The 13123-nt window shown below is 67.2% G+C and carries 13 protein-coding genes and 1 pseudogene; 5 read left to right on the forward strand and 9 right to left on the reverse strand.

Annotated elements, in window-relative coordinates; all coding sequences use genetic code 11:
- Positions 1-109: 109 nt before the first annotated feature.
- The 3 genes from AB6L24_RS20070 (at position 110) to AB6L24_RS20080 (ending at position 1728) form a co-directional block, all read left to right on the forward strand.
- On the forward strand, positions 110-649 hold the full coding sequence (locus AB6L24_RS20070) for a winged helix-turn-helix domain-containing protein (RefSeq protein WP_405656958.1): 540 nt from the start codon (positions 110-112) through the stop codon (positions 647-649).
- Positions 559-1173, forward strand: coding sequence for a transposase (locus tag AB6L24_RS20075; RefSeq protein WP_405656959.1), 615 nt, complete (start codon positions 559-561; stop codon positions 1171-1173). Before AB6L24_RS20070 ends, AB6L24_RS20075 begins: the two co-directional genes overlap by 91 nt.
- An 87-nt stretch (positions 1174-1260) precedes the next feature.
- The gene (locus AB6L24_RS20080) at positions 1261-1728 is read left to right on the forward strand and encodes a hypothetical protein (RefSeq protein WP_405656961.1); all 468 of its coding nucleotides are present in this window, start codon (positions 1261-1263) and stop codon (positions 1726-1728) included.
- Positions 1729-2394: 666 nt separating this feature from the next.
- On the opposite strand, the gene AB6L24_RS20085 is transcribed toward AB6L24_RS20080, so the two are convergent.
- The 5 genes from AB6L24_RS20085 to AB6L24_RS20105 form a co-directional block, all read right to left on the reverse strand.
- On the reverse strand, positions 2395-2601 hold the full coding sequence (locus tag AB6L24_RS20085) for a hypothetical protein (RefSeq protein ID WP_405656962.1): 207 nt from the start codon (positions 2599-2601) through the stop codon (positions 2395-2397).
- Entirely contained in the window at positions 2595-5351 is a 2757-nt protein-coding gene (locus AB6L24_RS20090; RefSeq protein WP_405656964.1) for a DNRLRE domain-containing protein, read from the reverse strand. The genes AB6L24_RS20085 and AB6L24_RS20090 overlap by 7 nt, the downstream gene beginning before the upstream one ends.
- A 280-nt stretch (positions 5352-5631) precedes the next feature.
- Entirely contained in the window at positions 5632-6126 is a 495-nt protein-coding gene (locus tag AB6L24_RS20095; RefSeq protein WP_405656966.1) for a DciA family protein, read from the reverse strand.
- Positions 6123-6302 carry a hypothetical protein gene (locus AB6L24_RS20100; RefSeq protein ID WP_405656968.1) on the reverse strand — a complete coding sequence of 60 codons (180 nt, stop codon included), beginning with the start codon at positions 6300-6302 and terminating at the stop codon, positions 6123-6125. The genes AB6L24_RS20095 and AB6L24_RS20100 overlap by 4 nt, the downstream gene beginning before the upstream one ends.
- An 84-nt stretch (positions 6303-6386) precedes the next feature.
- Positions 6387-6545 carry a hypothetical protein gene (locus tag AB6L24_RS20105; RefSeq protein WP_405656970.1) on the reverse strand — a complete coding sequence of 53 codons (159 nt, stop codon included), beginning with the start codon at positions 6543-6545 and terminating at the stop codon, positions 6387-6389.
- Between the two features lie 542 nt (positions 6546-7087).
- Here AB6L24_RS20105 and AB6L24_RS20110 point away from each other — a divergent pair.
- Positions 7088-8134, forward strand: a complete 1047-nt coding sequence (locus AB6L24_RS20110) for a D-alanine--D-alanine ligase (protein ID WP_405656971.1) — start codon at positions 7088-7090, stop codon at positions 8132-8134.
- A 48-nt stretch (positions 8135-8182) separates the two neighbouring features.
- Here the strand turns inward: AB6L24_RS20110 and AB6L24_RS20115 are convergent, their stop codons facing one another.
- The 4 genes and pseudogenes from AB6L24_RS20115 to AB6L24_RS20130 form a co-directional block, all read right to left on the reverse strand.
- A complete protein-coding gene (locus AB6L24_RS20115) occupies positions 8183-9382 on the reverse strand; it encodes a hypothetical protein (RefSeq protein ID WP_405656972.1) in 1200 nt (399 codons plus the stop codon).
- A gap of 767 nt (positions 9383-10149) precedes the next feature.
- Positions 10150-10485 (reverse strand): helix-turn-helix domain-containing protein, encoded by a 336-nt coding sequence (locus AB6L24_RS20120; protein WP_405656973.1) that lies wholly within the window; start codon positions 10483-10485, stop codon positions 10150-10152.
- Positions 10482-11606 (reverse strand): tyrosine-type recombinase/integrase, encoded by a 1125-nt coding sequence (locus AB6L24_RS20125; protein WP_405656975.1) that lies wholly within the window; start codon positions 11604-11606, stop codon positions 10482-10484. The genes AB6L24_RS20120 and AB6L24_RS20125 overlap by 4 nt, the downstream gene beginning before the upstream one ends.
- A 169-nt stretch (positions 11607-11775) precedes the next feature.
- Positions 11776-11943: pseudogene (locus tag AB6L24_RS20130) on the reverse strand (HNH endonuclease); the annotation flags it as partial.
- Between the two features lie 234 nt (positions 11944-12177).
- Between AB6L24_RS20130 and AB6L24_RS20135 the strand changes: the two are divergent.
- A complete protein-coding gene (locus AB6L24_RS20135) occupies positions 12178-12960 on the forward strand; it encodes a hypothetical protein (RefSeq protein ID WP_405656977.1) in 783 nt (260 codons plus the stop codon).
- Positions 12961-13123: the final 163 nt, after the last annotated feature.

The raw sequence follows: 13123 nt of genomic DNA on the forward strand, positions 1-13123 counted from the left end.
CCGGTCACGTGGCCGGGGTGTGGGCGTACGCGGACGCTACTGAACTTGATTGAGTGATGTCGGTGTCGTTCGCCTGACGGCTGGGTGTCGGTACCGGTAGCCCTGGGGTGTGAGGTACGCGCAGGGCGGCGGGCTTACCGACGCCGAGAGAGCCACGCGGGAGCGGTTACGGCTGCAGGCCGTGGAGCGTTTCGAGAGTGGGCAGAAGAACTTGGAGATTGCCGCTGCCCTGCGGATCAGCGTGCGGTCGGTCGAGCGGTGGCGCCGGGCCTGGCGCGAGCTGGGCGAGACGGGAGTCCTGTCGAAGGGATCCCCGGGAAGACCTCGGCTCAGTGATGCCCAGATGGCCAGGCTGGAGCGGGAGTTGAAGCGTGGCCCGCTTACCCACGGCTGGGCGGACCAGCGGTGGACGCTCGCACGGATCAAATCGTTGATCGGTCGGCTGTTCCATGTCTCCTACACGGTCGAGGGGACCTGGCGGCTACTGAAGCGGCACGGCTGGAGCTGGCAGCAACCCGCTCGGCGGGCGATCGAGCGGGACGACGCTGCGGTCGAGGTGTGGAAGAAGGAGACCTGGCTGCGGGTAAGAGGACCGCGGCGGAGCGTGGGGCCTGGATCGTCTTCGAGGACGAGGCCGGGCAGTCGATGACTCCGCCGCGTGCCAGGACCTGGGGCCGGATCGGGCAGACCCCGGTCGTGAGAGTGAGGGGCCGGGGCTCGGGGCGGGTGCCGATGGCGGGCATGGTCTGCTACAAGCCGGGCGAGCGGTCCCGGCTGATCTACGGGATCCGCGAGTACCGGGGCCGCAAGGACGAACCGAAGGGCTTCGGCTGGCGCGATCTGCGGGACCTGATCGTCCGAGCCCGTATCCAGCTCGACGGCCCGATCGTGCTCGTCTGGGACAACGTCCGCCTGCATCTGACCGTCGGAATGAAGGAGTTCATCGAGGCGAATACCGAGTGGCTCACCCTGTTCCAACTGCCCACATACGCCCCGGACCTCAACCCGGCCGAGGGCGTTTGGTCGCTGGTCAAGCGCGACATCGGCAACCTCGCAGCGGCCGACCTCGCCCAGATCACCCGAGCCGTGAAGCGCAGGCTCAAGCAGATCCAGTACCGACCGCACGTAGTCGACGGCTGCCTCGCCGGCACCGGCCTTGCCATCCATGAGTAACGAACCCAGGGAACGGCCGGCCTGCTACGTGGCCCTACGATCGCGGCACCCTGACGAACGCCTGTGCCCGACGAATTGAGTGAGCCCGTGAGCGACGACGTCCTGTCGATCATTCCAACCGATCCCCAGTGGCAGCCCGACCGGGCGGCGGCCGAGCAGACTGCCGCGCTCGCCGCGGACCTGGCTCCCGGTCTGCCCGATGGCGTGGAGGTCGAGATCGACGTCACCTGGCACGACACCCTCACCCCCGTCGACTGCGGCGACAACCTGGAACGGATCGGCTGTCCGCACTGCGGCGCCTCAATCGACACCGAGTGGTACGCCGACCTGCTGGAAAGCCACTGTGAGGACGGCTTCGCCACCCTGGTCGTGGAAGTGCCCTGCTGCGGCACCGACACGTCGCTGGATGTGTTGGACTACGACTGGCCGTGCGGCTTCGCCCGCTTCGAGATCGCAATCTGGAACCCCGAACGTGACTGGTTCGGCGACGAGGACCTGGTCGCTATCGGCGACACACTCGGGCACCCGGTGAAGCAGATCAGAGCCCACATCTGACTCAGGTCTCAGCAGGAACCAAGGCCAGCCGTCCAGCCCGACATCACTCAATCAAGTTCAGTAGCCACACATCGTCCGCGGCTACTTCGGCGGCCCACACGTCCGCTACGTCCTCGACGAGAACCCCATGAGTTTCTGATCAATATGCCGACCCGGTGAAGCAGAAGCTGGCCATCCAGGCAGGTGGAAAGGCCCGATGGACCGCCGCCATCGTGGACGGCCAGCGCGCCCTCTGAATCCCTGAGAGCCGCAGGGGTAGGGCAGCCCCGTGCCCCACCAGCCGCGTTGGCCACGGCGATGTCCTCGTTCGGCTGCTCGTTCTACGTTCAGCCCCGCCTTTTCGGCTCTGGAACTTCCGGAGTTGACGGCGGCCAAGAGCTGGCCCTCAAGGAACTGGCCCACGGTGCACGATCCACTCCCTCTTCGAAGGTCTGGATCCGGCCGCCCCGCTTGTCCTGTTCCTCCTTGGGCACCCAGGCGCTACCGCAGCCGTCAGTTGGTGACGTAGCCTTCGCTTCTTCTCGGGCGCGCAGCGGCCCCGGATCCCGCTTTCGGGATCCGGGGCCTTGTGGCCTGGCGTCTTGATGGCTCGGCCGGAGCTGTTTCTTGGCGACTGCAGTTAATCCTGAGGGTTCACCAGCCGGTTTGCGCCGCGGTGGGCCGGGCCTACGCGTTGCGACTGCGTCGGCGTTGGCGTGCCGCCCAGGTGCGGTCGGCGATGGTTCCGGTGATCAGCGCCGCGACGGCGGCGACGTACCACGGGAGGTCGAGGACCAGGCAGGGGAAGACCGCCGCTGCCAGCGCGATCAGATTCAGCCACCAGGGCGTGCGCAGGATGATCGGAGATCCTTCGTGACGGTGACCTGTTAGCACTTCTTCTTGCTCACCTTGCTCAGTTTCCCGTTGCTGGGAAGGATCTTGGTCTGGTAGCAGCCCTTGGAATCAAGCTTCTTCTTCTTGATCTGCTTGAGGACCTTCAGGAGGTTCTTGAGGCCGTTCAGGGATGCCGCGCCGCACACCATCTTGGCGATGCCCGCGATCTTCGCCGGAAGCTTCGCGACCGTGCAGGTGTACAGCGACCCAATATATCCAGCGGTGACGATCGTGCTGGACCACACCTTCCATTCCATGCCCCTGGCGGCCAGGTACACACCCCAGCCGAAGCTGATCTTGGGGTCGGCGACAACCGGGAAGGCGGTCTTGCTGTCGAAGTCGACTGTCTGAACGAGCTTGCTGCCCTCGATCCGGTACGCGGTGGGCACAGCGTTGCCGTTGGCGTCCGTCGCCCAGGGGGCCTCGATGACTCCGTGCGTCACGGTGTCATCGCCCGTGCCGGACGAGATGAGGATGCGGTTGTTCTCCAGCGTGCTCAACGAGGCTCCGGCGGGGAGCTTCAGGCTGGTGGTGTATTCGCGGGGAGCCTTGGCGTTCTTGATGACCTGGAAGATGCTGGCGGCGCCCTCGGTGCTCGGCTGGGCGACGGTGTCGACCGGGCTGTCGGGGTTGTGGTAGACGACGTTGCCGTTCACGTTCACGCCGCGCGGCTGTGCGGTGGGCAGGGTGATGCCCAGGTCGCCGCGGCCGTCCGACTTCACGGAGATCGCGTCCTCGCCGCTGCGGGGAAGCCGGACGGTGTTGCCCTCGCTGGTAGCGATGGCCGCGTGGGTGCTGTCGCTGGTGGTCGCGGCGGTGACGTCCGCGGCATCGAGTGCGGAGTTGACCGCGCCGAGGGCCTTGAGCTCCGGGGTGAGCTTCCACTTGGTGTCCACGGTGAAGGTCACCGGCTCGGACCACCCGGGGCTCCAGTGCGTGCCGTCGTCCGTCGTGGTGCGGAAAGTGTACGTCTTGCTGTTGGCCAGCTTGCCTTCCGGGACGACGACCTGGGACGTCTCGCCGGTGGCCACGGGGTCGGCGATCACCGTGGAGACGACCTTGCCGGTCTCCTTGTCCGTGATCTGGTACGTGCCCCGGACCATGTCGTTCTCATTGGCGTCCTGCGGGGTGAAGCGCAGGGTGGGGGTCAGGGTGTTGACCTTGTAGATGCCACCCTCGGCGACGTAGGGAGGCCCGGCCTGGAGGTTGGCGCCGTTCCGAGGCCGGTAGTTGTAGTCGACCGTGAGCTGCGGGATCTGGTCGGCGGTCGACTCCGAGGAGTAGAACCGCTTCCACGCGTACGTGTCGGACTCGTCCGCGGCCTTGAGGCCGATGTGGCCTTCCTCGGCGTTGGCGCTGGACCAGGTCTTGGCGAGTGCGGTGATGTCGGCGTTCACCCAGCCCGCGTCGTTGCACTTGCCGCGGGTCTGCGTCGACGTGGCGACCTTCTCGGTCAGCGCCGGCTGGTTGGTCCAGCGGGTCTTGGTGTCTGCCGCACCTGCGGCCCACACCTCCCATTCGCGCTTCTCGCACGACCAGGAGTGGTAGTTGTACAGCGACAGCTCCGCCTTGTCGACCAGGGCGTTGGCGAAGATGGAAGTGTCCCAGGTCATGTAGGAGCGGGCGATGCGCTTCTGCTTCTTCGCCGTGTCCGCCCAGTCCCCGGGCCAGCCGAGCTTGAGGTCGGTCGACGCGGACTGGTCCGTGGTGTCGCCCTGCTGGACGAAGGTGTCGAACAGCGTGCTGAGTCCGTCGGTGGCCGGGTCGATGGTCACCGGGTACTTGGTGTCCGGGTCGCCCAGGAATCGGCTGTCGGGGGTCAGGGTCAGCTCGACGGTGTCGCCGTCCTGGGACAGCTTCATGTCGACCTGGGTGGAGTTCGTCCGCTCGCCGGAACGCTCGTCGGTCTGGGAGTCCCACATCACGGGTGCGGGCATGGTGGCGAGTTCGTCGCCGGTCTTCTTGTCCTTGAAGGAGACCGAGCCGTCCTCGTGCTGCGTGGCGTTGATGCCGGGCAGCGTCAGCGGCACCGTCCAGGGGGCCTTGCTGTCCTTGGGCCGTTCCTTGAGGACGAGGAACTGCTCGAACCCTGTACGGGTGGCGTCGACGACGAGGTCGGCGCCGGGCACGGCCTGCGGGTAGACGGCCTGGTGGTCCTCGATGACCGGCTTGGGCAGGCCTCCCTTCCACTGGACGGCCATGCGCTGGTCCCCCATGCCGAGGGAGATCAGGTCACGGGCCTTGGAGTCCGGAGCTTCCGCCGCCGCGGTGATGGAGCGTGCCTTGACACCGCCTGCCCCGGCCAGGCGCAGGTCCTGCGGGTGAGCCTTCGCGGCGACGCTGCCGTCGGGCTGGTGGGCCAAGGTGGCGTCGACATCGACCCACTTGCCGTCCCGCACCATACGGATGGGCCCCGCGCTGAGCGTCGTCGTCAGCGTTCCATCCGGATTGGCCCAGGTCGTGGACGTCTCGGTACGGCGTTCCAGCACCTCCACCTTGCGCTGGCCAACCTGAGCCGCGGTGATGGCGGCCTCGGGCGTGTTCGCCTCGGTGATGGTGCCGCTCGCATCAGCATGCGTCTGCGCGGCCGGTGAGGAGGGGGTTTCGCTACTCTCGGCGAGCGCCGGAGTAGCGGGGCCGATCAGGGCCAGCGCGGTCAGCGCGGACAGCCCGCTGGCTGCCGCGGTGCGCAGGGATATTCGGCTCGAAGTGCGACCGCGCGAGGTACGCGCGGACTGCGGGTGGCGCATGTGCGGTTTAACCCAATCTGGTCAGGAATTGGAGTTGTTCGCAGGGGAAGTTATCCCGCACCGAAGATCACGAATGAAGCATGATCAACACAGAAGGGGCAAAAAGATCAATTCACCCTAGTGGCATTGATCACCCTTCTGTGTCGAAGAGGTATTAAACGATCATGAATGTGATCCGCTCGCTACCGCGGAACCGCACTCAGGACCAGAACGCGCTGGGAAACCTGCGTCCGTTCACCAGCCGGTGTCTGGTGCAACGCCAGAGCGGCGCACCCCGCCGTCAAGCCGTGGACCGTCGCTCCGACGGCTGCGGCACAGCTGCCACCGTCCCAGCCTCCCCCGTCACGCACTCCATACGGGCCCGCCGCAGCATGGGTGCACGACGGCCTGGTGCGCGAGCGAGCGGCGGCAGCCGTCCGAGCCGGCCTCCCGAGTACCCGGCGGTCCGGCGGGCGTGTGCGCGGGCTCCGGATCGACGTCGACAGCCTCGGTCGTCGGCACCGCGCCGGGCGCCAGAATCCGCAAGAAGCCGGACGACCGTACGACCCGCCGACTCGTTGGCGGCCGCGAGGATTCGGGTCTGCTCCAGGTGGGCCTTTGTTGCCCAGGCCGACGACGCCGGGCACACCGTGAGCTGCCCGGTGTCGGCAAGGTACGAGACGGCGGCGATGTGCCCGGCGAGCTCGGGGGCGATGACCACTCGCCACTCGCGCAGCGTTGCGCCGACGGCTGGGAGTTCCCGCGCGCGCTCGATGACCGGCACGCCGATCGTCATCCCACGGCAGTGCCCCCGGCTGTCACGGCATTCATGCGCTGCTCGTCGCTGCGCTGGGGCGTCAGTTCCCCGTACCAGGCTTCACGGACGCGGCGGTCCTGGCTGCGGGTGCCGGTGGTGGGGTGGTGCGTGTAGGCGGTGCCTTGGAGCTCGCCGTAGGTGTGGAAGAGGGCCATCAGTGGCTCTGCAGGGCGACGAGGTCGGTGAGCTGGGCGTCGCTGAGATCGGTCAGGCCGAACTGTTCGGCGCCCAGGACCATGTCAGCGGTCGTCGGACAGGTCGCTGAGATACCCGTCGCGCGGGGCTATGTCTTGGATGTACCGCGCGGCGGCCTTCTTGGCGAGGGGCGAAGGCCCCTTCGCCACCCCGTCCTGGAAGGAGACAGGAGGTGCCGGGATGAAACGTGCCTCTGCCGTCACGCCCCGGCCGATGGGCTCACCGGTCCCTCTTGTCTCGAGCCAACGGACTGCCCAAACCCCAACAAGGAGCGGTGAAACAGCACCAAACGCTCAGCGAGGGGGCGTTTTCTCCCAATATTTCGTTCCGAGGCGCGGCTTTGACGAGGTATCAGAGTCCTCGCCAGCCGGTCCGGTATCCGCGCCTGCTACGGCGTGGCTGCCTGGCCAACACTGCCTCCACACCCGAGTACCTGATCCAGACCATCCCCCACGGGGTGAGGAAGATCCAGTACCGGCCCCGCCTCATCGACGGATGCCTTGCCGGTACCAGTACCATCCCTCACCCCGACGACTTCACGAGTTCAAGCTCAGTAGCCAGGGGGGGACGAGGCGCTGGCGGACAAGGAGGTCGGCGACATGGTCGGCCTGCCCCATGAGGTTGACGGCCCGGCATGGCCTACCCGGTGGGGGATGCCCGCACGCAGTCGGAGACTGGTGGGCACTGCCATCTGGGCCTGCGGTTGGAGTGGCACTCCGCTCCTGAAGGCATTAGAAATTGCTCTATGAGGGCTGTGGTCTTGTGTGGCGGGGAGAGCGTTGAGCGAGCCGTATCTCTCGACTCGGGAATATCGGTAGCTCGTGCATTAATCGACCTAGACTACGATGTTTCAGTGGTTGATCCGGCCGCAGACGAGCCATTCATCTGTCGGTCGACTCGTAACCATGACGATTTACCGCGGCCTACAGTCGCGGCTGATCTTCCGGCTATTGGCACGCGCAAGAGTCAACGGAATGTCTTCTCTGCGCTCACATCGGAAGCGATGGTTGCGACTCTACGACGGGCAGACCTGGTATTTCCGGCGCTGCACGGCGGCTGGGGTGGAGACGGGCATATCCAAGCGATGCTAGAAATGGCTGATATCTCATTTGCTGGCGCAGGAAGCGCGGCATGTAGCTTGGCGTGGGATAAGCACAGCACGCTACGAGTCCTGCGAGATTCAGGCGTTACTGTGAGCCGCTGGGAGGTGCACCCAGCAGGCGATTGTCAGGTGCGCTCTGGCGTGCTGAGCATGCTTGATGACGGCCCCGTCGTGGTTAAGCTCCTCGCTGGTACAAGCTATTCGACCCTGTTCTTGGCCAGAGGAGCCGATGAACTCGCAGCCGCCAGCTCGGAATCGGCAGGGGGGGAAGACTGGTTGATTTCACCGTTCTTGCCGGGGAGGGAATTTACCGTCGGCGTACTCGGTGACCATGTACTTCCGGTAGTAGAGATTGAATGCAACGGGCCGCTATACGATTTCGAAGCGAAGAATCGGCCAGGTGCGTCACGCCGCCGGAGCCCTGCCGATGTCACGTCTGCTTTCCGAGTCAGACTTCAGGAGCAAGCTCTGAGTGCCCATCGCGCAGTAGGCCTGGGCTCTGGCGAATACTCGCGCGTGGACTTTCGTTGCGACAATCGGGGTGAGCCGCACTGCCTTGAAGTTAACGCCTGTCCTGCCCTGCGCACCGGCGGTGGTCTTGCCGCCGCAGCCAACGCCCTTGGGTGGACCTTCCCTAAGCTTATCGAGGAAATTGCACGACTGCCCCCTTCTCGGCTTCGGTCAGCCTAATCAGACCTCAGGAAATACCCAGGGGGTGTCGTATGAGGTTCACCTTCGTCATGTGATCCTTGAGCCTCTGTTCCGGTTTTGCAGGCGCGCTTGCAGGTAGGTGGTCCAGTCGGTGCTGGCGCGCCGTCGCCACTGGGCGGCGGTGATGGGGTGCAGGCCGAGCATCGGGCCGAGGATGGCCGGGGGCAGGTCCTGGGCGAGGGCGATCAGCGCCGTGGTGCGTGCGGGCCGGTTGGGGATGTGGTTCGCGGCCAGACGGCGGCCCAGAACGGCGGAGGAGAGGTGAGCGCCGGGCAGATGGCCGGGAAAGAGCCAGGCGGACGGCGTGTTGGCGGCCCACCCGGTGGGCGCCGGGCGCGCAGCGAGATCACACAGGAGTCGGGCGAGGGAGTCCGGCAGAGGAATGGGAGTGTGGTTAAGCGTGAGGCAGGAGGTGCCATCCGTGGTGGTCAGAGCTGTGGTGGCCAGCGCGGCGATGCGGGTGAGGTGCTGTCCGAACAGCAGGAGGATCGAGCCAGCGGCCCGGACCTCGAGCGGCAGGGCGGTGTCGGTCAGGCACTGGTGCAGCAGGTCCCAGTGCGAATCCTCGTCCAGCCCGACCGGGTCGGCCTTGCGACGATGGGGGATCACCAGGGCCCGGGTGTGGTGGCGGCGGTGGGCCCAGACGACGAAGTCCCGGGCCTCGTAGCGGGTTTGGGGCTTGGCGGCGAGCCAACCGTCCACGTCATGCTGGGTGATCTGCCCGATGGGCAGCCCGCGAGCGGCCATCGCGGTGAGGAAGTCGGCGGCGGTGTTGATGCGGATGTACGCCCAGCGGATGCGGTGCTTGGTGCCGCCGCCGCGCAGGCGTTGGTGGCGGCGGGCGCGTGGCAGCAGGGACCAGCGGACGTAGGAGCGCAGCAGCAGCGCGTGGTCGGGGTGGCGGGTGGCGACCCGGTCGAGGTGGCGGGTGATCCGGGCAGTCAGTTCGTCGCGTTCCGGAAGTACTCGGTAGGCCATGAGGAGGCCGCGCAGATACTCCGCGGTCATCGCCGCGGAGCGGTTGTCGGCGGTGGCATCCAGATCATCGTGCGTGAGAGGGCGCCCGGTGGCGAGGAGGTTGGTCAGCAAGCGGGCCGAGTGGGAGTTGCGCAGCCAGTTCAGGACCGTGCCCGGTTCCGGGCAGTCGGCCAGAGCCGCGCGCATGTGCTCGTACTGGCTGCCGCTCTGGGGAACGGCGGTGAACAGCACGGTGAGGCGCTCGCGCACCGCGCACCGGTCGCACAACCCGCGGACCTGGTAGGAGCGGGGGTCACCGCACCGGGGGCAGGGGTAGGGGTCGGGGTGGTGGGCGCAGGGGCCGCAGACACGGCGTCCCTGGACGCGGGCGATCAGTACGCGCGTCCGGCCGCACAGCGGGCACAGGGCGGGGTGGCGGCGAGCCTGGCGGTAGCAGGACTTGCACACCGGACCCAGCGGCCACCGAGCACACACCGGGGCGCTGACCCGGCACAGCGCGCACGGAGCCGCGGGCCGCGGCCGGCAGTTCGTGCACGGGTCCCACGGCGCCGGGCGCCCGCACACCGAGCAGGTGCGGTCGGCGGCGAGCTGGACGCGGCGGCAGGCCGCGCAGGTCTTGCGGCTCGGCCGGGGACCGACCGCCCCGCACGCGCTGCACGGACCCACGTCGCCGTGCGCAGCCAGGACGCCTTCGCAGCCCAGGCACACCCGGCCGCCGGACACGGCCCGCCGCAGCAGCCGCACCCGCCCGCACCGCAAACACGCCGGCGCCCGCACCCCCTGCACCCCGGCCTCGGCCAGCGTGGCGATGAGGGCCTGGACCGAGCGCGGCGCGGCGGAGTCGCCGCTGACCAGCGCATCGGGATGGGCCGCGAGATGGGCCCGGACACGTCCGCGGGCCGATGGGGTGAGCCCGGCCACGATCCGCTCCGCCACATCCGTGGGCAGTTCGGGAAGGTGGAGGCGGATGCGGTGTGCGAGCTCGGCCCACGCCGGGCGCGCCCGCCCAGGGCCGCTCACTGCTCACCCGGGCGACGCACCCACACGCGCCGCGTCGGCGGCGCCTTCGCCGCGCTGGCGTCCTCGCCGGTCGCGGTCGGCTTCGCGACCTGGGTCGGGGCCTGAGCCACCGTGATCAGGTCGGCTGGGGTGACGTCGAGGATCCCGCACAGCGCAGCCAGGACATCCATCGACAGCCGCTGCGGAGCCTGCGTGACCAGGCGGTAGACCTGCTCGCGGGACAGGTGGATGCCGTAGTCAGCCAACAACGGGACCAAGTCCGTGGTCTGGTACATCGCCCGCTCCGCCATCAGACGGCGCAGGTTCCACGTGTACTGCATGCGCTGCATCACCGCGGCACCAACGCCCTTCCCCCAGCGCCCGCCAGTCGTCGCTGGAGCGCGTTCTCGATCAGCTGGTTGCGGTACTCATCCGACACCCACGTGTACAGCGCGGTCGTCGACGCGTAGGCGTGCCCGACCTGCTCCTGGACGAACCTCTCGGGATAGCCGAACTCGATCAGGTGCGTGATGTAGGTGTGCCGCAGGCAGTGCAGATCAAGCTCGTCCGGCAGGTCCGCGTGCTCACGGATCACGGTGAACACCTCGTCCAGGCGCCGCACGCTCAGCCGCCCGCACCGTTCCGTGACCCACAGCGCGGGGTGCCGTCCTGGGCCGAAGCCCGCGCGGACCTCCTCCACCCACTCCTGGACGACGGGCACGATCCAGTCGACCTCCGGCACCGTCAGCACCGTGCGCCGCTTGGGCGGACTGCCCCGGGACGCCTTGCCGTAGCGGACCTCCAGAGCGCCCAGGCGCCCGTACTGGGGAGCGCGCGGGTTGTGCCGCTGATCGCTCAGATCCAGCATCGTCGTCTCACGGCGCCGGGTTCCGTACGCGTACACCTGCTTGACCAGCACCGAGTCACGCCACGCTGCCAGGACACCCTTGCGCTTCTTCCTGCGGATCTGCTCCACCCGGTCATCGGCCGCGTCGAAGAACGTCTGCAACTCGTCATAGGTGAACGCCCGCCGCCCGGGCCGGCCCTCGAACTCGGCCACGTGCTCGGCGGTGTTCCAGTCGTGGCACACCTGGACCGGGAACCGGCCGAACTCCTCCAGACACGCCGCCGCCCACCCGTACCGGGCATCAGTGATGAAGGCGCAGAACATCTCCAGGTCGCCCTGCTGCCCCCGGACTGTGGACCACACCACCTCACCACGCGAGAGCCGACCGGCGAAGTACACCTCGACATCCTCCGGTGTCCAGTCCCACGGATACGTGCCCGTGAACGCGGCGAACCGCCGCACCAGACTCAGCCGGTTATCGATCGTCTTTCGCTGCAGGAGCCGGCTCTGCTGCTGATGTGACCACCCGACCAGCATCGCCTCGAACAACGCCGGGGCCGGATCTATGGCGCGCACGTTGTCCGCCCGCACCAACCGGATCGCGCCCGGCAGATTCAGCCCATTCATCCCACACCCCAAGCAGTTGCATCTGATGCAACATCGTGGCGTTGGATGTCCCGCCTCAGGCCAGAAAGCCCGCAACATCACCAGACCGGGTGACAACCGCATCCCTACCAGCCCTAAAGCCGCCAGCCGTAGCAGCGGAATGATGCATCCACCCCAACTCCGCCTACTTGGAGTCCCAGGATTCTGCGAGGGGCACGTAGTGATCAATGTCGAGGGCGCGGGGGCCGTCGACGTAGGTGTCGTCGTACGGCGAGTACCAGCGGCCGCCGGTCTGGGTGCACCGGCCGGTCCGCGCCGGGTCGGTGACGGCCTCATCGAGGAGGACCTCGTTCCTGGTTATCTGCATCGCTTCTGAGGGTCTGAGACACATGTGTCACAGGTGCTCCGACCTGCCGTGCCTCACTGAGAGTGATTATGGAGTGAGGCACAAGAACCACTCAGGAGTATTTGATGTTGCGCATGGAACGGGCCGTGTCACCACGCACGGGCACCGTGACCATGGTCTTGGTACACGATCAGACCTTTGAGATCCACGAGGAGGCTCGCGACTACTCGCTGAACCTTCAGGCACGTGGCCGATCACCACACACTCAGCGTGAACCGCACCCGCCGCGGCCACATGTCCGCACACCACTTCTCCGCCAAGATCTTCCGGACGTGGGTGAACAGGATTCCCGCTCTGCTCGGCGAAGAGCTCGACAACGAGGGCAACCTGGTTGCTCTGGACCGCTCGGAGATCATCCTCTACGGGCTGCGGCATGCCTACGCGCAACGGCACGCTGACGCCGGTGTCCCCGTCGATCATCTGCGTGAGCTGATGGATCACCGGGAGATCGACACCACCATGGGTTACTTCAAGGTCTCCCTGGAGCGGAAGCGCAAAGCCGTGGAGACCATCGCTCCGCTGAGCACCGACCGGCACGGAATGCCCCGCGGATTCAGCGATGCCCTGGCCTACGAGGGCCAGACCGTCGCGGTTCCCTATGGGGGATGCAGCGAACCCAGCAACGTCAAGGCCGGCGGACAGCACTGCCGGATCCGCTTCCAGTGCGCCGGATGCGACTTCTACCGCCCCGACCCCTCCTACCTCCCAGCCCTGGAACAGCAGATCACCGAACTGCGGGCCGACAAGGAAGCCGCCCTGGCGATGGGCGCCGCCGACTGGGTCATCCGCAACTTCGACGACCAGATCGCCGGCTACGACAAGTCGCTGGGCCAGATGCGGAACACACTGGACAGGTTGCCCGAACACGAGAGGACGGTTGTCGAGGAAGCAGCCCGGGAACTGCGCAAGGCCAGGTCGGCTGCCGCGTTCGTCTCGCTGGAGAGCCTGAAGATCAGGAGCGGGGCATGAGCGCAATCGCATCGTCCCGCGACGCACGCGTGGCCCGCTTGCACCAGGCTCGGCAAGCGGACAGCACGGCCAAGACCACCCGGACGCAGACCGTCGTCCGGGACCTGCTCCGAACTGGACAGCGAGTCTCCTTCGCCCGGGTCGCCCGGGAAGCGGGCGTATC

Origin of the sequence: Streptomyces sp. RK9 (assembly GCF_045070545.1) — a bacterium.
In the GTDB taxonomy this organism is placed as follows: Bacteria; Actinomycetota; Actinomycetes; order Streptomycetales; family Streptomycetaceae; genus Streptomyces; species Streptomyces alboflavus.

What these genes read in the sequence shown, in the direction of transcription:
- AB6L24_RS20125 (WP_405656975.1), bottom strand. Translation starts at nt 11,606, where the DNA reads ATGAATGGGCTGAATCTGCCGGGCGCGATCCGGTTGGTGCGGGCGGAC.
- AB6L24_RS20095 (WP_405656966.1), bottom strand. Translation starts at nt 6,126, where the DNA reads ATGACGATCGGCGTGCCGGTCATCGAGCGCGCGCGGGAACTCCCAGCC.
- AB6L24_RS20110 (WP_405656971.1), top strand. Translation starts at nt 7,088, where the DNA reads ATGAGGGCTGTGGTCTTGTGTGGCGGGGAGAGCGTTGAGCGAGCCGTA.
- AB6L24_RS20090 (WP_405656964.1), bottom strand. Translation starts at nt 5,351, where the DNA reads ATGCGCCACCCGCAGTCCGCGCGTACCTCGCGCGGTCGCACTTCGAGC.
- AB6L24_RS20100 (WP_405656968.1), bottom strand. Translation starts at nt 6,302, where the DNA reads ATGGCCCTCTTCCACACCTACGGCGAGCTCCAAGGCACCGCCTACACG.